17 protein-coding genes are annotated in these 19,243 nt (G+C 73.5%); 9 read left to right on the forward strand and 8 right to left on the reverse strand.

Going from position 1 to position 19,243, the window contains the following annotated elements:
• Positions 1–135: 135 nt before the first annotated feature.
• Entirely contained in the window at positions 136–942 is an 807-nt protein-coding gene (locus DMB42_RS07765; RefSeq protein ID WP_125632050.1) for an HAD family hydrolase, read from the reverse strand.
• Complete coding sequence (gene hisG / locus DMB42_RS07770; RefSeq protein WP_185844509.1) at positions 939–1,805, reverse strand: ATP phosphoribosyltransferase; 867 nt, start codon at positions 1,803–1,805, stop codon at positions 939–941. The genes DMB42_RS07765 and hisG (DMB42_RS07770) overlap by 4 nt, the downstream gene beginning before the upstream one ends.
• 179 nt (positions 1,806–1,984) lie before the next feature.
• Here hisG (DMB42_RS07770) and priA point away from each other — a divergent pair, with 179 nt between their 5' ends.
• On the forward strand, positions 1,985–2,722 hold the full coding sequence (gene priA / locus DMB42_RS07775; protein ID WP_221762045.1) for a bifunctional 1-(5-phosphoribosyl)-5-((5-phosphoribosylamino)methylideneamino)imidazole-4-carboxamide isomerase/phosphoribosylanthranilate isomerase PriA: 738 nt from the start codon (positions 1,985–1,987) through the stop codon (positions 2,720–2,722).
• Here the strand turns inward: priA and DMB42_RS07780 are convergent.
• Genes DMB42_RS07780 through DMB42_RS07800 form a run of 5 tightly spaced genes read right to left on the reverse strand, consistent with a single transcriptional unit; the run spans position 2,719 to position 9,104 of the window.
• Positions 2,719–3,204: an NUDIX domain-containing protein gene (locus DMB42_RS07780; RefSeq protein ID WP_125632054.1), complete on the reverse strand. Its 486-nt coding sequence runs from the start codon at positions 3,202–3,204 to the stop codon at positions 2,719–2,721. The two genes, priA and DMB42_RS07780, sit on opposite strands and share 4 nt — an antisense overlap.
• Positions 3,201–4,979, reverse strand: a complete 1,779-nt coding sequence (locus tag DMB42_RS07785) for an ABC transporter ATP-binding protein (RefSeq protein WP_125632056.1) — start codon at positions 4,977–4,979, stop codon at positions 3,201–3,203. Before DMB42_RS07785 ends, DMB42_RS07780 begins: the two co-directional genes overlap by 4 nt.
• A gap of 21 nt (positions 4,980–5,000) precedes the next feature.
• Positions 5,001–6,752 carry an ABC transporter ATP-binding protein gene (locus tag DMB42_RS07790; protein WP_125632058.1) on the reverse strand — a complete coding sequence of 584 codons (1,752 nt, stop codon included), beginning with the start codon at positions 6,750–6,752 and terminating at the stop codon, positions 5,001–5,003.
• A gap of 29 nt (positions 6,753–6,781) precedes the next feature.
• A complete protein-coding gene (locus tag DMB42_RS07795; protein ID WP_125632060.1) occupies positions 6,782–7,834 on the reverse strand; it encodes a Gfo/Idh/MocA family protein in 1,053 nt (350 codons plus the stop codon).
• Entirely contained in the window at positions 7,827–9,104 is a 1,278-nt protein-coding gene (locus tag DMB42_RS07800) for an aminotransferase class III-fold pyridoxal phosphate-dependent enzyme (RefSeq protein WP_125632062.1), read from the reverse strand. The genes DMB42_RS07795 and DMB42_RS07800 overlap by 8 nt, the downstream gene beginning before the upstream one ends.
• Before the next feature lie 327 nt (positions 9,105–9,431).
• On the opposite strand from DMB42_RS07800, the gene DMB42_RS07805 reads away from it, so the two are divergent.
• From DMB42_RS07805 to DMB42_RS07825, 5 genes are all read left to right on the forward strand, one after another.
• Complete coding sequence (locus DMB42_RS07805) at positions 9,432–10,049, forward strand: phosphoribosylaminoimidazolesuccinocarboxamide synthase (protein WP_221762046.1); 618 nt, start codon at positions 9,432–9,434, stop codon at positions 10,047–10,049.
• Positions 10,036–10,800 carry an SDR family oxidoreductase gene (locus DMB42_RS07810; RefSeq protein WP_125632066.1) on the forward strand — a complete coding sequence of 255 codons (765 nt, stop codon included), beginning with the start codon at positions 10,036–10,038 and terminating at the stop codon, positions 10,798–10,800. The genes DMB42_RS07805 and DMB42_RS07810 overlap by 14 nt, the downstream gene beginning before the upstream one ends.
• 43 nt (positions 10,801–10,843) lie before the next feature.
• The gene (gene hisG / locus DMB42_RS07815) at positions 10,844–11,731 is read left to right on the forward strand and encodes an ATP phosphoribosyltransferase (protein WP_125632067.1); all 888 of its coding nucleotides are present in this window, start codon (positions 10,844–10,846) and stop codon (positions 11,729–11,731) included.
• A gap of 71 nt (positions 11,732–11,802) precedes the next feature.
• Positions 11,803–13,011, forward strand: a complete 1,209-nt coding sequence (locus tag DMB42_RS07820) for a CynX/NimT family MFS transporter (protein WP_185844511.1) — start codon at positions 11,803–11,805, stop codon at positions 13,009–13,011.
• 66 nt (positions 13,012–13,077) lie between these two features.
• Positions 13,078–14,517: a cation:proton antiporter gene (locus DMB42_RS07825; RefSeq protein WP_125632071.1), complete on the forward strand. Its 1,440-nt coding sequence runs from the start codon at positions 13,078–13,080 to the stop codon at positions 14,515–14,517.
• Positions 14,518–14,524: 7 nt separating this feature from the next.
• Here DMB42_RS07825 and DMB42_RS07830 read toward each other — a convergent pair whose 3' ends face one another.
• Complete coding sequence (locus tag DMB42_RS07830) at positions 14,525–15,352, reverse strand: class I SAM-dependent methyltransferase (protein WP_260477551.1); 828 nt, start codon at positions 15,350–15,352, stop codon at positions 14,525–14,527.
• A 74-nt stretch (positions 15,353–15,426) separates the two neighbouring features.
• On the opposite strand from DMB42_RS07830, the gene DMB42_RS07835 reads away from it, so the two are divergent.
• The 3 genes from DMB42_RS07835 (at position 15,427) to DMB42_RS07845 (ending at position 19,238) form a co-directional block, all read left to right on the forward strand.
• On the forward strand, positions 15,427–16,026 hold the full coding sequence (locus DMB42_RS07835; RefSeq protein WP_125632073.1) for a TetR/AcrR family transcriptional regulator: 600 nt from the start codon (positions 15,427–15,429) through the stop codon (positions 16,024–16,026).
• A 93-nt stretch (positions 16,027–16,119) separates the two neighbouring features.
• On the forward strand, positions 16,120–16,902 hold the full coding sequence (locus DMB42_RS07840) for an SAM-dependent methyltransferase (protein ID WP_125632075.1): 783 nt from the start codon (positions 16,120–16,122) through the stop codon (positions 16,900–16,902).
• 110 nt (positions 16,903–17,012) lie between these two features.
• Positions 17,013–19,238, forward strand: coding sequence for a WD40 repeat domain-containing protein (locus DMB42_RS07845; RefSeq protein WP_125632077.1), 2,226 nt, complete (start codon positions 17,013–17,015; stop codon positions 19,236–19,238).
• The last annotated feature ends 5 nt before the right edge of the window (positions 19,239–19,243 follow it).

Below are 19,243 nucleotides of genomic sequence, written 5' to 3' on the forward strand. Positions count from 1 at the left end.
ATCGGGGCACTGGAGGCACCTCTCAGACGGGACGCCCGCGCGTGCCGCGGGCCGTGGCGGCCTGCCTCCGCAGGCCGATCCTGGCCGGTGTGTTCCCGGCTCCAGCGACCATCATGAATAGTCGTCAGACAAGCGTCAATACTTCTCTGAGAAATCGGCCGTGGCGTGCCGTTCCAGCCAGGCGGCCACCCCGTCGTCGTCGTTGGACGCGGTCACCTCGCCGACCGCGCCGAGCACCGAGGGATGGGCGTTGGCGACCGCCACCGCGGTCCCGGCCCAGGTCAGCATGGGGAGATCGTTCGGCATGTCACCGAACGCGATCACGTCCGCGCTGCCGAACCCGAGCCGGTCCGCCATCGACTCCAGGGCCGCCGCCTTGGTGACGCCGGCCCGCATCACCTCGCAGAACACGTCCGCCGAGATGGTGACCTCGCAGCCGGTCAGGACCCCGCGTACGGTCTCGTAGTACTGGCGGGCGGCGCCTTCGAGCTGCACCATGAGCTTGCCGACGTCGTGCCGGTCGATCTCGCCCTCCAGCCGGGGCACCCGCCGCGCGCCCCGGGACAGCGGCTCGGGCAGGTGGAACTCGTCCTCCAGCAGGAGCTCCAGGCGGCATTCGGCGCCCAGGCGGACACCAGGGAACCGGTCGCGGAGCGCCGACAGGGCCGCGGCGAGCGGCTGCCGGTCCAGCGGGCGGTAGTCGACCACCTCGTCGCGGCCGAAGTCGAAGGTGATCGAGCCGTTCCCGCACACGGCGACGGCCGCGTCGTCCAGGGCCGCGGCCACCGGACGGGTGTCGCGGACCGGGCGCGCGGTGGCGATGACGAACACGTGCCCGGCGGCGCGGGCGCGGCGCACCGCCGTACGGGTGCGCTCGGAGACCTGACCGCGGGAGTCCAGCAGCGTCCCGTCGAGGTCGCACACGATCATCCGGCGGCTCACGGCGTGACGTCTTTCCCGACGTGCGACTCGATGACGTCGAGGGCGCCCGCGGCCAGGATGCCGCCGATGGTCTCGGCCAGTCCCCGGCGGGCCGCCAGCCCCTGGACGACCACCAGCCCCTCCGTCAGGCCGGTCCCGGCCCGCCAGGACCGCTCCGGCATGGAACCGGCCACGCTCGGCAGGTTGCGCGAGGAGGTGCGGACGGTCAGCAGCACGTGCGCCGCTCCCCCGTCCACCGCGGCCAGCAGCCGTGCGACCTTCTGGATCGCGGCCCGTTTCCCGGTCTCCCGCCAGGCGGCCGGGCTCGCGACGAGCTGCGGGACGCACGTGCGCAGCGTGGCGATGACCCGCAGGTCGTGCTCGTCGAAGGCGGAGTCGGGGCCGTCGGCCTCGATGACGGCGTCGGCGAGCTCAGGGACCTTGGCCTCCGTCGCGCCGAAGGACGGCACGATCCGTACGGGCAGCGGCACGCTCTGGAAGAACTGCCGGGCGATCTTCGGGAACCCGGTCGCGACCCGGACCCCGGGCGGCAGGCCGGCGACGTCCACGGCGGGATGATCGGCGGGTACGGCGAGCACCAGCCGCCACGGGGGCACGCACCCGCTCGTGTCGACCAGTTCGACCTTCGCGCCGGTCTCCTCGATCCAGTCGGCGCCGGTCACGCCGAAGTCGAAGATGCCCTTCTCCACGGCGAGCGGGATCTCGCGCGCCTTGTGGAAGGCCACCTCGATGTCGCCGTCGTAGTCGATGCGCGCCCGATAACTGCGTTCGGACGGCCGCCGCACCTCCAGCCCGGCGGCGGCGAACCGGCCGAGGACGGGACGTTCCAGGTAAGAGCCTTTGGGCAGCGCGAGCGAGACCATGCAGTCCTCCTCGGAACAGGGGGACCGAACCCCCGGTGGCGTCCAGCGCGCACCGGCAAGCGTCCCCGTCCGGCCGGGCGGCGGCAAGTGAACCATGGGGGTGGCCGAAGGTTGACTTCGATTCCTGACCATTGTCGACCATGATGGGAAAGGGGGGTTCACGGGAGAGGAAACGACGAGTGTCCACATGCCTGACCCTCCTGCCCGCCGTTGACGTGCGCGGCGGCCGGGCCGTCCGCCTGGTACGCGGCGAGTCCGGGACCGAGACCTGGTACGGCGACCCGCTCGACGCGGCCCCGGCCTGGCAGGACGCGGGCGCCGACTGGGTGCACCTGGTGGACCTCGACGCCGCCTTCGGCACCGGCACGAACCGCGCGCGCATCGCCGAGGTCGTCGGGGCCCTCGACGTCCCGGTCGAGCTGTGCGGCGGCGTACGCGACGACGACGGGCTCGCGGCGGCGCTGGCCACCGGCTGCGGCCGGGTGGTGCTCGGCACCGGCGCGCTGGAACGTCCGGAGTGGGTGGCGGGCGTGATCGCCCGGCACGGCGACCGGGTCGCCGTCGAGCTGGACGTCTGGGGCACCACCGTACGCAGCCACGGCTGGACCCGCGACGCCGGCGACCTGTACGAGACCCTGGCCCGCCTGGACGCGGCCGGCTGCGCCCGGTACGTCGTCACCGACATCGCCAGGGACGGCACGCTCGGCGGCCCCAACCTCGGCCTGCTGCGCGACGTCTGCGCCGCCACCGGCCGGCCCGTCGTGGCCTCCGGCGGGGTGTCCTGCCTCGACGACCTGCGCGCCATCGCGTCCCTGACCTCGCTCGGCGTCGAGGGCGTGGTGGTGGGCAAGGCGCTGTACGCCGGCAGGTTCACCCTCGGGCAGGCCCTGGACGCGGTACGCAAGCCGGAGTCCTAACCCGGCCGCATGGCCAGCGCGCGCAGGGCCAGCTGGATCATGCCGGACTCGGCGGACCCGGCGGCCAGGCGGCGCAGCTCGTCCTCCTCCAGCCAGCGGGCCTCGTCGAACTTGTCCCGTTCGATCCTGGGCCGGGTCAGGTCGCCCTCGACCGTGGCCAGCACGTCGATCTCGCGCCGGAGGCCGCCGTCGCCGCCGGTCCAGTCGAAGACGTCCACCAGGCCGCCCACCTCCAGCAGGCGCCAGCCCGTCTCCTCCTCGATCTCCCTGGCGAGCGCCGCGCACAGGGTCTCGCCCTGCTCGACGTGCCCGCCGACGATGTCCCAGCAGCCGGGGAAGAGCCGTACGTGCTCCGCCCGGCGCTGGAGGAACACCTCGCCGCGCGGGTTGACCAGCACGGCGCCCACCACACACCGCACGCCCGCCGCGGACGCCTCCCGCTGGATCGGCTCGAACTCCGCCGGATGGGGGGCACAGGTCATGCGGACTCCTGATGGGCGTAGTAGGTGGCGTAGAGCGCGGCGAACGGGCCGTCGCGGCGCAGCAGTTCGTCGAAGCCGCCCTGCTCGGCGATCTCGCCGCCGTGCAGCACCAGGACGCGGTCGGCGCGCCGGATGGTGGAGAGCCGGTGGGCGATCACCAGCACGGTGCGATCGGCGCACAACCGGGACAGCGCGTCCTGGATGCCGCGTTCGGTCAGCGGGTCGACGCTGGCGGTGGGCTCGTCCAGCAGCAGGATGTCCGGTTCGCGAACGAACATCCGGGCCAGGGCGATGAGCTGCCGCTGCCCGACGGACACCCCCTGGCCGCCGGCGGCCAACGGGTCGTCCAGCGACATCGGCATGCTGCGGTCCCACACACGGTGGCCGATCCGCTCGACGGCCCGTACGACGTCGGCGCGGTCCGCGCCGGGCCGGCCGTAGGCGATGTTCTCCGCGAGCGTGCCGGCGAAGATGAACGGATGTTGCGGCACGACGCCCACCCGCCGCCGGTAGGCCCGCAGGTCGAGACCGCGGATGTCACGGCCGTCGACCAGCAGTTCGCCGCCCTGGAAGTCGTAGGCGCGGGCGATCAGCTTGGCCAGCGTGGACTTGCCGCCGCCCGTGTGCCCGACGACCGCCACCGTCTCGCGGGGGGCGAGGCGCACGTCGAAGTCCCGGAACACGGTGGCGCCGGAGCCGTACCGGAAGTGCAGGCCGCGGGCCTCGACCGCGCCGGTCAGCGCGGTCACCGGCGCGTTCCCGCTCTGGACGACGGCGTGGTCGCTGTCGATCAGCGCGAACACCCGCTCGGCGGCGGCCAGCCCCTGCTGGAACAGGCTCCAGAACGAGGCGGCCTGGGTGACCGGCTGCCACAACATGCCGAGCGCCTGGAGGGCGAAGTACCACTCACCCGCCGAGAGCCGGCCGAGCACCGCGAACCGCCCGCCCTGGTACAGCACGACGGCCGTGGCCAGCCCGGCCAGCAGCGTCAGGACCGGCAGGATGACCGCGTAGATGAGGCCCTGCCGGACGTACACGCGGTACGACAGGCGGTTGACCTCGTCGAAGTCGCCGTAGACGGCCTGCTCGCGGCCGAAGTTCTTGGCGACCGCGATGCCGAGCATGGTCTCGTGCACGTTGGCGTTGACCTTGGCCATGACCCGCCGCGTGGCCGACGCCGCCGTACGGGCCACCCGGCGGAAGGCCAGGGCCGTGCCCAGCAGGAACGGCAGCGCCGCCACGATGACCAGGCCGAGCCCGGGGTCGATCCAGAACACCACGCCGCCGAGCAGCACCACCAGGAAGAGCTGGCTGATCAGGTTGAGGGTGAGGGTGAGCACCGAGCCGAAGCCCTCGGTGTCGCCGGTGACCCGGCTGAGCACCTTGCCGACCGAGTTCTCGTCGTAGAAGGCGACGTCCTTGGCGAGCGCGGCGTCGGCGGCCTCGCTCTGCAACTGGTACACCATGCCGCCGACCAGCCGGGCGGTGATCGCCTGGCGGGCCCAGTTCATCGCCCAGGCCAGCACCGCCGCCACGACCACGAACAGGCACAGCAGCAGGCCCGGCCCGCTGCCGCCGCCGGCCTGGTCGATCAGGCGGGAGACGACGATCGGCACCGCGGCGGTCAGCAACACCGAACCCGCGACGAGCAGGGCCGAACCGACCATTCCGGCGCGGTGGGCGCGCAACTGACGCAGGATGCGGGCCAGCAGGCGGCGGTTGCCGTACACGCGGTCGTAGGCATCGGCGTGCAGACCCGCGAACAGGTCGCTCACGGCCGCCGCCGATCCTGGGCGTCATCCACTGTAGATCTCCCGGTAGAGCGCGCAGCGCGCCATCAGTTCGTCGTGCGACCCCTGGTCGACGACCCGGCCGCCGTCCAGCAGCAGGATCACGTCGGCGCGGCGGATCTGGCCGGGGCGGTGCGAGACCAGCACCGTCGTACGGCCCGCCGTCGCGTGCTCGATCGCCTCGGTGATGGCCGCCTCGGTACGGGCGTCCACCGCGCTGGTCGCGTCGTCGAGGGTGAGGATGCGCGGCTCGGTCAGCAGGGCCCTGGCGATGGCCAGCCGCTGCCGTTGCCCGCCGGACAGCGTGGTGCCGCCCTCGTTGAGCGTGGTGGCGTAGCCGTCGGACATCGCCTGGACGAACTCGTCCGCGCACGCCTGCTTGGCGACGCGCTGGACGTCCTCGTACCCGGCGGCGTGCGGCGCGCCGAAGGCGATGTTGTCCAGCACGCTCTTGGAGAACAGGAAGATCTCCTGGTCCACATGGCCGATCTGGCGGCGCAGCGCGCCCGGCTCCCACTCCCGTACGTCCCGCCCGTCGATCAGCACGCGGCCGTCGGTGGCGTCGTACATGCGGTTGACCAGCTTGATCAGCATGCTCTTGCCGCTGCCGGTGGGGCCGACGACGGCGAGGGTGCGCCCGGCGGGCAGGTGGAAGGAGACCTCGCGCAGGATGTCCCGGCCCTCGTGGCGCAGCGAGACCCGGTCGAAGGTGATCGCCCCCTGGACGGCCTGCGTCGTGCCGTGCGTGTCCTCGCGCTCGCCCGGGGCGCCGTCGATGATCTGCCGCATGCGGGCGGCGGCGGCGAACCCCTCCTGGATGACCGGCACGGCCTGCTCGGACATGGTGACGGGCTGCGCGAACAGCAACAACCAGCCGAGATACGTGACCACCTGGGCCAGGGTGAGCTGCCCCTGCGAGTAGAGGTAGAGCGAGTGCAGGGAGCCGGTCACCATCGCCAGTGCGAAGCTCAGCGCGGGCAGGTAGACCGCCTGCGCCCGGCCGCGCCGGACGAACGCGTCCCGGTAGGCGGCGGCGGCCGATCTGAGGGCGTGCCGCTCGTGGTCCTCCTGCGTGGCGGCCTTGACGGTGGCGATGCCCGAGAGCGTCGTGGAGAAACGTTCGTTGAGGTCGGCGAAGGTCTCGCGGGTGCGCATGACCAGCGGGTAGAGCCGCCGCAGGTGGTAGCGCAGCGCGTAGGCGAACACCAGGACCAGCACGCCGGGGGCCAGCAGCAGCCACGGGTCCAGCGAGGCGATGAACAGGATCGGGACCAGCAGGGCCAGGACGCCGTTGGCGGCGGTGGCCGCGCCTGGGCTGAGCATGTAGTCGACGAGCCTGGCGTCGTTGATGGCGCGGGCCAGGATGTCGCCGATGCGCTGCTGGTCGTGGAAGGACATGCGTTTGGCCAGCAGGCTGCGGTACAGCTCGTCCCGCAGGTCCCGTTTGACGCGCTGGGCGACGACCTCCATCGAGCCGTTCGACAGCAGGTCGGCGACGAACCGGCCGGCCGCCAGCAGCGCGGCGGCCACCGCCGCCGCCCCGACCGCGCCGAGGTCGTGGCGGGGGCCGGACACCTCGGCGAACGCCGCGCCGATCTGCACGGGGACGAGCGTGGAGCACAGGCTCGCCGCCACGGCCGCCACGGTGAACAGCAGCAACGACGGCCGCTGCCGCCGCAGGTGACCGGCGACCCATCGCCCTACGCGCGGTGACGCGACCGGCCGCCCGCTCGCAGCCGGTCGCGCCCGTTCAGTCATGCCTCCCCCTCTTGGTCAACGGCCCCCGCCTAGGCCGAGGCCCGGACGGAGTCGGTCAGGTAACCGAGGCCGTTCGTCGCGGCGGCGTCCAGCTCCGCCATCACCCGGTCGCACAGGGCCGAGGCGGCGAGCGCGTCGGAGATCGACGGCACGCCCTTGACCGGGGCACGACCGCCCGTGTGAGGCTCGGACTGCTGCCCGGCGCAGGCGTCCACGAACGCCTGGAGCTCCGGCCCGAAGCCGCTGCGCCCCCACCCGTGGTCCAGGTTGCGGGTGGCGTGCAGTTCCTGCCCGTACGGCAGCCCGTCGGACAGTTCGAGGGTCACCCGTTCCAGGGACGGCGCGCTGTACCGGCTGCCGTCCATGCCCTGCACGGTGACGCCCACCAGGAACCGCTTGACGTGGTTGCCCATGCGCAGCGTCGACAGCGAGCCGTCGTGGTGCCGCAGGAACAGGTTGACCTGGAACCGGTCGGCGTCGCCGATGGCGTGCGCGTCCAGCTGGACGACCGGCGACGGCGTGAACCACCGGGCCAGGTCGAGGGCGTGCACCCCGTTGTGCCGGATCCACGCCTCCAGGGTGGTGTCCACCCCCCACTGCGGCGCGGACGGGTGGCGGCTGTAGAAGTCGACGGTCACCGAGCACGGCGTGGCCCGGATCTCCTCGCTCAGCTCGTGCAGCCGCTGGAGCGTCTCGGCGTAGCGGAAGTTGAAGCCCACCTGGACGTGCCGCCCGCTGCGGCGCACCACGTGCTCCAGGTCCTGGAGCGCGGGCGTGGACGGCCCGGCCGGTTTCTCGACGAAGCAGTCGATCCCGCTCTCGGCGAGCTGCCGGACCAGCCGGTACGACGGCTCCGGCGGTACGGCCAGCACCGCGGCGTCCACGGTCTCCAGGTCCAGGTCGTCCACCGACGACGCACAGGTCGCCCCGCCGGCCAGCGACTGGACGTCGGCGGCCAGCGACAGGTCGGGGTCGACGCAGGCCACGACCTGGTGGCCGCGGATGCGTTGCAGGAACGGGAACAGGTTCTGTTGCATCTGGCGGCCGCAGCCGACCAGGGCCAGGCGCAGGAGGTCAGCCACGGCCGGCCCCCGCGGTCGCGTTCCACGCCTCGAACGCCTGGCGGGCCCGCTCGCGCAGGTCGCCCCAGTCGATGTCGCGGTGTGCCAGGCACACGAAGGACGGGTGGCCTTCGAGCAGCAGGATGCCGACGGCGGCCAGCTCGGCCAGCAGCGCCTCGCGGCGCTCCTTGTCGCCCAGCAGGTCCACGTCGTGGTAGACCAGCTCGAACATGCCGCCGCCGAGCACCGGGCGGGCGCCGACCAGCGCCTCGACCCCGGCGTCCGCGGCGGCCGCGGTGAAGGCGGCGGCCGTCTCCGTGCCGATCCGGCCGATCTCGGTCCACCCGTCGGGCGCGTCGCCGACCGGCTTCTCCAGGATGTCCCGGGTGGCCAGCGCGGCGTAGACCGCGATCATTTCCTTGGAGAACGTGCCGCTCAGCCGGGCCCGCTCGGCGAGCGCGAGCAGGTCGGCGTCGCCGGCCAGGATGCTCAGCGGGGCGCCGTTGGCCAGCGCCTTGCCGATCACGATCAGGTCCGAGCCGAGGGCGTTGTCGTGGTCGTAGCCGAGCGCCGAGATGCGGCCGCCGGTCTTGGTCTCGTCGAAGACCGTGAGCAGACCGGCCTCGCGGCACATCGCGACGGCCTGGCGCAGCACGTCGGGCGTGGTGAAGGAGGCCAGGTAGGCGTCGAAGACGAAGCAGCCCAGCCGGCCGCGGTGCCGTTCGAGCAGCTCGGCGAGGGATTCCAGGCGCAGGTCCACCCAGTTGGCCACCGGCTCGGTGTCGCCGATGCCGCGCATGCCGTCGGTGTAGCGGAGCTTGTTCCGCAGCGGGGAGTGCAGGGGCTCGTGCCACTTCAGGGAGTCGGCGATCTGCGCGTCGTGCCAGCCGACGTAGCCGCTGCGGATGATGCCGAGCCGGCCGGTGCGCATCGCGGCCAGCCGGAAGGCGGCGGTGACGGCCTCGGAGGCGGTCTTGAAGAACGCGCCGCGGTCGCCGGGCAGCGTGCCGAGCAGCCGGTCCAGGTATTCCTGGTGGAACGTGGTGTAGCCCGGCAGCATGACGCCGTTGCCGAGATAACCGCACAGAATTTCGTTGAATTGGGCGTCCGCGTGACCGATTATCACTGGGCCATAACCCATGACGAAATCGATGTACGGCACGCCGTTCGCGTCCGAAACCTCGCCCCGCCGCCCCCGCGAGAACAAGAGCTGCTGCCCCGCGGACCGGAACTTACGAGTGATCTTCGAATGAGCGATGCGCTCATATTCTGACAACGATCCTCCCCCCATTGGGATTCTTAATAAGATCGGGAATTTCAATTTCTGAAGACAGTACCGTCAGGCCGCCGGGCTCCGTCAAGTACTCTTTCTTCCAGGAGTCACGGGCCGGACCGGCGACATATCAAGACCGTGAGAGCCCCGTCAAGTGCACCTTTTTCCAGGGTCACGTCTCCTTGACAATCGGGTACCCGCAATATCAAGTTGTGTGGGCCATTGTCGGTGGATGGAGGCGACGTGGATTACGGATCCGATCCGGGAAGTCCGGCCGGTGCGGGAGAGCCGGATATCGTCGGACGCAGTAAGCGTCTGTGGCTGCTGCCCGGCGGGCGGTGCCTCGTGCAGATAATCCCCAGCCTGCGCAGTTTCACGTACCACCGTGATGAAATCGTCGAGCGCACCGGGCCGCTCCGGCTGGATTTCTATGAAAGGGCGGCGGGCCGGCTGGCGGACGCCGGGGTGCCCTGCGCGTTCAGGGAACGTGTCTCGGCCGACTCGTACGTGGCCGACTACTGCCCGGCGCCGCCGTTCGAGGTGATCGTGAAGAACCGGGCCACAGGATCGACCACCCGCAAGTACCCCGGCCTGTTCGAGGACGGCGCCCCGCTGCCGCGCCCGGTGGTGAAGTTCGACTACCGGACCGACCCGGAGGACCAGCCGATCGGCGAGGACTACCTGCGGGCGCTCGGCCTGCCGGTCGAGGAGATGCGCGAGCAGGCCCTCGCCGTCAACGACGTGCTGCGGGCCTGGCTGAGTCCGCTGGAGGTGTGGGACTTCTGCCTCATCTTCGGGCAGACGGAGGACGGCGGGCTGACCGTCATCTCCGAGATCTCCCAGGACTGCATGCGCCTGCGCCACCAGGACGGCTCCCCGCTGGACAAGGACCTGTTCCGGGACGGCGTCGCGGGCGAGGAGATCGTGAACCAGTGGAGCCGCGTCCTCGATGTCATCACATGAGACCCCGCCCGCCGAGAGGCCGGGCAGCGGGGGGCCGTACGGGAAGAGGCCGGTCGCCGGGAGGCCGGTCGCGTTGGTCACCGGGAGCAACCGCGGCAGTGGCCGGGCCATCGCCGAGGAACTGCGCGAGCGCGGCTACCGCGTCTTCTCCCTGAACCGCTCGCTCGCCGGCGAGGACTGGCTCGGCGAGCGCGAGTGCGACCTCGCGGACCCCGCGCAGATCAGGGAGGCGGCCGGCCAGGTGCTCGACGAGGCGGGCCGGCTCGACGTCTGCGTGTCCAACGCGGTGGACCGGGTGCTCGACCCGATCGCCGACCTCAGCGGCGAGGACTGGGAGCGGCTGGTCGCGATCAACCTGAGCGCCTGCTTCCACCTGCTCAAAGCCGTCCTGCCGGCGCTGCGGGCCGCCGGTGGGATGTTCGTCGCGATGGGCAGCCACGCCGGCACCCGGTACTTCGAGGGCGGCGCCGCCTACAGCGCCACCAAGGCCGGGTTGAAGGCGCTGGTCGAGACGCTGCTGCTGGAGGAGCGCCGCAACGGGGTGCGTGCCTGCCTGGTCTCGCCGGGCGCCATCGCCAACCTCGACGGCGACGGCTCGCCGCACAAGATGAGCACCCGCTCGGTCGCCCGCTGCGTGGGCACCATCGTCGACTCCTGGCCGGGCGACCTCGTGGTGGGCGAGATCGAGGTGCGGCCGTCCTGCCTGCCCGAGCCGCCGATCATCGGCATCGACCGGCTGCTGCACGTGTGAGCCCGTGTCCCCTTCGCCCCCGCCGCGCCCGCAAGGAGGAAGCATGATCTCGCTCGCCCTGCCGAAGGGGTCGCTGGAGCGGCGGGCCCTGGAGCTCTTCGCCGCCGCCGGGCTGCCCGTACGGCGGCGCTCGGAACGCTCCTACCGCGGCACGGTCGACCACACCGGCGTGTCGCACGTGGCCTTCTACAAGCCGCGCGAGATCCCCCTGGTGGTCGGGGACGGCACGTTCGACCTGGGGCTGACCGGAGCCGACTGGGTGGAGGAGACCGGGGCCGAGGTCGAGGTGGTGGAGTCGTTCGACTACTCCAGGAACACCGAACGGCCCTGGCGGCTGGTGCTCGCGGTGCCGTCCGGCCATCCCGCGCGCAGCGCCGCCGACCTCGACGACGGCGTCCGGGTGGCCACCGAGTACCCGAACATCGGCCGCCGCTTCTTCCGCGAGGCGGGCCGGCGGGCCGAGGTGATCGTGTCGTACGGCGCGACCGAGGCCAAGATCCCCGAGCTGGCCGACGCCATGATGGACGTCGTCGAGACCGGCCACTCCCTCCGGCAGAACGACCTGCGCGTCATCGAGATCGTACGGACCTGCGGCGCGCAGCTCGTCGCCAACCCGGCCGCCTACGCCGACCCGGCCAGGCGCGGCGTGATCAGGAACGTCGCCCTGCTGCTGCGCGCCGCCTGGGTGGGCCCGGCCCACGTCCTGCTGACGGTCCGCGCGCCCGCCGACCGGCTGGCCGAGGTGGTGCCCGCCATGCCGGGGCAGTCCTGGCGCGCCGGGCCCGGCCTGGCGGACGCGACCATGGTCGTCCTCCAGGGTGTCCTGCCCAGGCGGGACGTGCCGGAGACGATCGACGCACTGCTGTCGGCGGGGGCCGTCAACGTCACCGAGTCGGGCATCGGCATCTTCGCCACGGGAGAAGCGGGTTGATCGGCGCCGCCCGCATGGCGAAGATCGTACGTGGGAACCCTGGCCCGCGCGACGCAGTGCGAAGGAGACTCATGGACCCCCGGCCGGTGGCAGACATCTCGGAGGCGCCCCCTCGGCGCTCCCCTTGGCTGACGATCCTCATCGTCTACGCCGGCGGGGTGGTCGCGGCGGTGAGCCTCGGCAAGTTCTCCTCGGTCGGTCCCGACGTGGCGGCCCAGCTCGGGTTGTCGCTGTCGGAGCTGGGCTGGGTGATCTCGGCGGTGGTCGGCGTCGGGGCCGTCGTCGGCCTGCCCGCCGGCTACCTCGTCCGCCGTTTCGGCACCGAGAGGTCGCTGGTCGCCGGGCTGGCCACGATCGCCCTGGCGGGCGCGGCGAGCATGGCGGCGAACGACTTCGCCTGGCTGCTCATCGCCCGCGGCGTCGAGGGCATCGGCTACGTCCTGGTCACCATCTCCTGCCCGGCGCTGATCCTGCGCCTGGCCCACGAACGTGACCGCGGCACCGCCCTGTCCGTGTGGGCCACGTTCGTCCCGGTGGGGCTCGGGGCCGCCACGCTGGCCGGCGGCGCGGCGGGCTCCGCGCTGGGGTGGCGCGGCTGGGTGGGGCTGATCGCCGGGCTCACGCTGCTCATGGCGGTGGTGAGCTGGGTGCGGCTGCCGCGCGCCGCCGGGGCGCAGGCCGCCGGGCCGGTTCCCCGGGCGCGGGCGCTGGCCTGGCCGGGCGTGCTCGCCGGGGCCTTCTGCCTGACCGCGCTGGTGACCATCCCGGTGGTCGTGCTCCTGCCCACTTTGCTCATCGAGCAGTACGGCCGCTCGGCCGCCGCCGCGGGCGCGCTGACCTCGGTGATCTCGCTGCTCGGTGTGGCCGGCGGCCTGGCGGTGGGCGTCCTGCTGCGCAAGGGCGTACGGGTGGGCGTGCTGGCCCTGTCGGGGCTCCTCGTCGTACCGGCCGCCTGGATCCTCTACTCCGGTGGCTCCTCCGGCGAGGCGCTCACCGGCGCCGGCGTCATCTCCATGGAGAACGGCTTCCTGGGCGCCCTCGTCTTCGCCGCGCTCCCCCTGGTCCTGGAGCGTCTCGACCACGCCGACGTCGGCAACGGCGTCATCGCCCAGGCCGGCAGCCTCGGCTCACTGCTCGGCCCCCCGATGTTCGGCCTGGTGGCGGGCGAGCTGGGCTACCCGGCGCTCATCCCCGTCATCGCCGTCGGCAGCCTCGCCGCCGTCGGCGCCCTGCTGCTGATCGGCAGGCGGGCGGCCCGGCCGCTCCCGGCCGCGGACTGACACGGACCGACGCGGACCGACCTCGGCGGGGGCAACCCATCGCGGAGTACGCAGGAAGGTGCGACCATGCGCGGAGACGACCCGCTCGACGACACCGAACAGGCCCTGCTGCCCGCCCCCGCCCGGGGTCTGGCGGTCGCGCTGCTACTGATCGCCGTGGCCGGCGTGGCGATCCTGCTCGTGTTCGGGCCGGGCGCGCAGCCGGCCGGGCACGCTGCCGCGCCGGCCCCGCACGCGGGGGTGGCCCCGGCCCAGTCGATCCTGCGGTTGTCCTTCGCGGTGGCGGTCATCGGCGGGCTGGCCTCGCTGGGCGGCGTCCTGGCGCGCCGGGCCGGACAGCCGTCCGTGGTGGGTCAGATGGTGGCCGGGCTGCTGCTGGGGCCGTCCGCGCTGGGGGCGCTGGCACCGGGTGTGTCGGCGCTGATCCTGCCCGGGTGGGTCGCGCCGCAACTCGAACTGCTGGCCCAGGCCGGGCTGGCGATCTTCATGTTCACCGTGGGCCGGGAGTTCGATCCCACCGCCCTCGGCCGGCAGCGCACGGTGGTGGGCGTCGCCGCGCTGGCCATGATGGCCGTGCCCTTCGCCCTGGGGACGGTCGCCGCGCTCCCGTTCGCCGACGCGCTCGCCGGGCCGTCGGCCTCGGGCACGGCGTTCGTGTTGTTCGCCGGGACCGCGTTGAGCGTCACCGCGTTCCCCGTGCTGGCCAGGATCCTTCAGGAGGCGGGGCTGACCGTCACCCGGCTGGGCTCGCTGGCCATCCTCTGCGCGGGCCTGGCCGACGTGCTCGCCTGGTGCGCGCTGGCCGCGGTGATCGCGCTGGCCCACGCCGGTTCCCCCGCGGGCGTGCTGACCTCGCTGGCGCTGGCCGCCGCCCTGGTGCTCGTCGTGGTCCTCGTCGTACGCCCCGGGCTCGCCGCCCTGGCCGCCCGGTACGACGGGCGCAGGCTGCCCACCCCCGCCGCGCTCGCGATCGTCCTGGGCCTGATCTTCGCCCTGGCGGCCGCGACCGACGCCATCGGCGTGCACGCGATCTTCGGCGCGCTCCTGGCGGGGGTCGCGTTCCCGCGCGAGACCCGCGTACTCGGCACGGTGCCGGAACGCCTCGGGTCGCTCAACCGCGCGCTGCTGCTGCCGGTGTTCTTCGCCTCGATCGGGCTGCGCACCGATGTGCACCTGGCCTTCGGCCACCCGGCGGTGCTGCTGGGCGGGGCCGTCCTGCTCGCCGCGGCGGTCCTCGGCAAGCTGGGCGCGGCCGGGGTGATCGCCTGGGCGGGCGGCATGCCGGGGCGGCTCGCGCTCGGGCTCGGCGTGCTCATGAACGCCCGCGGCGTCACCGAGATCGTCGTGCTCAGCACCGGGCTCAGCATGGGACTGATCGCGCCCGGCACGTTCACGGTGCTCGTGCTGATGGCCCTGATCACCACCATGATGACCGCCCCGGCCCTCCGCCTGCTCGGCCTCTACGCCCCGGCCAGGGCCGAACCGAGGACGCCGCAACCGGCCTGAGCAGCGGCTACTCGGCCCCCGCAGCCCGGACGGCGGTGAGCACCAGGACGTCGTAGTGGACGGTGAACGCGCCGCCCGCCGCGTCTACGGCGGCGCCGAGGCCGTCCAGCAGTTCCCGAAGCTGCTCCGGCGGCAGCCCGGTGGCGGGGCCGTGCGTGGGCACCTGCTCCAGCCACTCGTCACGGGTGTAGACCCGCTCCCAGCCGTACCGCCACTCCTCCGGCTCGCCGAACGCGCCCACCGCCCGGATCCCGTCGGCGATCTTGTCGAGCAGCGACAGATACATGCCCACGGCCGGGCCGGCCTGGGCGAGCGCGGGCATGCCGGGCAGCACGCGGCGGTAGACCTCGGCGAAGACGTCGCCCAGCGCGGCGGGCGGCTGGAACACGTTCCAGAACAGCGCCAGCCGGCCGCCGGGCCGCAGGACCTCGGCCGCCTTGGCCGCGCCCGCCACCGGGTCGATCCAGTGCCAGGTCTGCCCGGCGACGACCCCGTCGAACGTGCGCCCGGCCGGGTCCCACGACTCGAAGGCGGACACCTCCACCTCGATGCCGTCACGGCGGGCGAGCCCGGCCATCCGGGCATCGACGTCCACCCCGAACACCTCGCAGCCGGCCGCCTGGAACTGCCGGGCCGCGATGCCGGTGCCGATGCCGACGTCGAGCACGTACGGGCCGGGCAGGGACTCGGCGACCCTGGTCACCATCGCCTCCGGGTAGCGGGGGCGGGTCCGGTCGTAGCGGTCGGCGTCGGTGCCGAAGGACTCGGCCATCCGGCGCTGCTGGTGTGGCTCGTTCTCGGAGGGGCCTGGCGCCCCTGTCGCAATAGTGGGCATGCGCCCACTCTAGTGGGCACGTGCCCACTCGTCTAGGCTGGGCAGGGGTTCGGCGGAAGAAGGAGACAGGCTCGGTGCCCACAGGCGTAGCGCTCCGCGACGTGCGCGAGCAGCTCTTCGACGCCGCCGAGCGCATCCTGCTCAGAGACGGCCCCAACGCGCTGACCAGCCGCGCGGTCACCGCCGAGGCGGGCTGCGCCAAGGGCGTGCTCCACCGGCACTTCGCCGACTTCGACGCCTTCCTCGCCGAGCTGGTGACCGACCGCATCCGCCGGGTCGAGGCCCAGGCCGCCGCCCTGCGCGAGGACGCCGGCACGGCCACCGTCGCGGAGAACCTCACGCTCGCGCTGCTGGAGTTGTTCGGTTCGGTCGCCGTGGCCGTCGTCAGCCTCGTCATCGCCCGCGACGGGCTGCGCGCCCGCCTGCGCCTGGCCGGGTCCACGGGCATCCCGGTCCTGTCCGAGGCCACGTCCATGATCGCCGCCTACCTGACCGCCGAGCGCGAGATGGGCCGCATCGCGGTCGACGCCGACGTCGACGCCCTCGCGCTCACCCTGATCGGCAGCGGCCACCTGCTGTTCGCCGGCCGCGAGGACAACCCGCCCGACGCCGCCGCCGTCCAGTGGATCGTGACCACGGCCATCGCCGACGTGGTGCAAAGACGCCTGCTCTGACCCGTCCGGATCAGGACGGCCGGACGGGGGCGCTGGTGGCGATCTTGGGGCTACGATCTTTCAGGTAGTCCCTTTCGTCCGGAAGGCGTCGCGATGAGCGAACGTTCGCTGAACACCGATGTTCCGAGCCCCGCCCGCATCTACGACCTGTGGCTGGGCGGCAAGGACAACTACGAGATCGACCGGGTGGTGAGCGAGCAGATCCTGGCCGCCGTACCGGACCTGCCGGTGCTGGCGCGTACGAACAGGGAGTTCCTCGGGCGCGCGGTGCGGTACATGGCCGGGGAGGCGGGCATCCGGCAGTTCCTGGACATCGGCACCGGCATCCCCACGGCGGACAACACCCACCAGGTCGCCCAGGCGGTGGCCCCCGACAGCAACGTCGTGTACGTCGACAACGACCCCATGGTCCTCGCGCACGCGCGGGCGCTGCTGCGTGCCGCGCCCGCGGGCACGACCGCCTTCATCGACGCCGACCTGCGCGAGCCCGGCAAGATCCTGGCCGCCGCCGGCGAGCACCTCGACTTCGACCGGCCGATCGGGCTGACGCTGCTCGGCGTCGTCGACTTCCTCCCCGGCACCGACCAGGCCCGGTCGATCATCGCCGAGCTGCTGGCACCCATGGCCCCGGGCAGCCACCTGGCCATCTCCCACGGGCTCGTCGGCAGGCAGCTCGAAGAGGGCGTCCGCCACTGGAACGAGAGCGGCGGCGCGCCCATGACGCTGCGCACCCTGGAGGAGGTCACGAGCTTCTTCGACGGGCTGGAGCTGCTGGAGCCGGGCGTGGTCCCGCTGCCGCGCTGGCGTCCCGCCCCCGAGACGCTGTACGCCGACCGGGAGGCCGTCTACTACGCGGGCGTCGGCCGCAAGCGCTGAGGCCCGCGTTTTCCGGCCGTACCCGGGGTTCTCGACCGGCGGACGCCACCGAGTGGGCGCGCGTACCCTGAGTCCTCGATCGACTTCGCTGGGTTACGGGACGGGTGCGCATGGACGAGGGGTTCGGGGCAAGGCTGGGGCGAGCGTGGGGGCGGTACGCACGGGATCCGTGCCTGTTTCCCGGGCCGTTCGCGGCGGGCGGGACCGGGTGGTTCGCCGTCGTCCGGGAGGTTCGGGGGCTGCTGCTGGCGCTCGCGGCACTGGTGGTGGTGGCCGGGGCGGCGGCCGGGCTGGCATGGCGGGAGAGCGGGCGCGCCGGCACCGCGCGCGTCATCGCGCTCGCCGAACGGGCCGCCGACCAGGCACGCGCGCTGCGGGCGACCGATCCGGAGCTGGCCGCGCAGGTGTCGGTGGCCGCCCACGACCTGGCCGACACCCCGCGGACCCGCGGCGCGCTGCTCAACAGCGCCGAGCCGTACGCCACCCGCCTGCGTTCCTCCGGCGACCGGCTGCGGATGATCGCGTACAGCCAGGACCGTGCCGTGCTCGCGACCGGCGCCGACAACGGCGTGGTCGAGTTGTGGGACGCCGCCGACCCGCGCCGCCGCACCCCGCTCGCCACTCTGCCGCGCACCGCCGGCGGGCCGGTGGGCGCGCTCGCCTTCCGTCCGGCCGGCGGGGACCGGGTGCTGCTCGCGGCCACCCGGCGCGGCGTCGAGTTGTGGAACGTCGTGAACCCCGCCCGCCCCCGCCACGTCGCCGCCCTGCCCGGCGCGGCCGCGGCGGCGTTCACGCCGGACGGCCGCACGGTGCTCGCCGCCGCCGCGCGCGGCGTCGGGCGGTGGAGCCTGGCCGGCAAGCCGGTCCCGCTGCCCCCCGTACGCACCTCCGCCCAGGTCACCCGCTTCGCCGTCGGCGACGACACGGTGGTCACCGGCCACGGCGACGGAAGCGTACGTGTGTGGGATCCCGCCACGCCCGCCACCCCCGCGGACACGATCAGGACCGGCGCCAGGAACGGCCCCGCCGCGCTCGCGATCAGCCCCGACGGTGGCACGCTGGCCTGGTCCGCCCCGGAACGCGGCACCTGGCTCTGCCGCCTGGACGCCCGCCGCTGCGGCAGGCCCACCCGGTACGGCGCCCCCGCCGGCGCCCTGGCGTTCAGCCCCGACGGCGCCACCCTGGCCACCGCCGGCGACGACCGGACGGTCCGCCTGTGGAGCCTGGCCACCCGCGCGCAGGTCACCTCGTTCCGGCACCCCGACCGAGTCCTCGGCCTGGCCTTCGCCTCCGACGGGCAGGCGCTGGCCGCCGGGTCCGTGGCCGGCGCCTTCTACCAGTGGCACCACGCGGCCCGCGTGCCCGACCCGGTGACCGGCCTGGTCCTGAGCCGGGACCGGACCTTGATGGCCACGACCGGCGCGCGCGGCGGCGCCCTGTGGGACGTCCGCGACCCCTGGCACCGCGTCCTGCTGTCCCGCTGGAACGTTCCACCGACCACCCGGATGGCCATGAGCGGCGACGCCCGCCGCCTGGCCACCGTCGAGGACGGCGAGGCCGTGACCGTGTGGGACCTGCGCGACCGCTACGCCCCCGCCCGGCACGCCCGCCTGCCGGTACCCGGGCTCGCGGCCGCCGCGCTCAGCCCCGACGGCCGTACCCTCGCCACCGGCGACCACGCCGGCCGGCTGCTGCTCTGGGACGTCGCCGCCCGGCCCCGCCGCCTGGCCGCCCGGGACGGCTTCGGCGACGTCGGCGCCCTCGACTTCAGTCCCGACGGCGGCCTGCTGGCCAGCGGCGGGGCCGACCGCGGCGTACGGCTGTGGGACGTACGCCGGGGCGCCCTCGACGAGGTCGCCCACCACGAGGAGCACGAGGACGCGGTGGCCGGCGTGCGCTTCGGCCCCAAGGGAGACGTGCTCGTCAGCACCGGCCGCGACCGGACCGCCCGCGTCTGGAGCATCGCCGACCCCCGGCACGCGCCGCGCCCGGCGGCCCTGCGCGGCCACGGCGACACCGTGGGAGGCGCCGGGTTCAGCCCCGACGGCGCGGCCCTGGCCACCACGGACGTCTCGGGCACCACCCGCCTGTGGGACCTGCGCGCCGGGCGGCTCATCGCCGAGCTGACCCACCCCGACCTGGGCACCGTCCTGTACGCCGACGACCGCACGCTCGTCTCGGCCGCCGGGCGCGACCTGCGGTTGTGGGACCTGCGGCCGGAGGGGGTGGCCGCGCGGGTGTGCGAGGTCGCCGGGATGCCCCTCACGCGGGTGGGGTGGCGGCGGTACTTCGGCGACGTCCCGTACCGGCCGCCCTGTCCCTCGGCAGGGCGCTGACAGAG

The organism is Nonomuraea sp. WAC 01424, from assembly GCF_003947315.1.
GTDB lineage: Bacteria > Actinomycetota > Actinomycetes > Streptosporangiales > Streptosporangiaceae > Nonomuraea > Nonomuraea spiralis.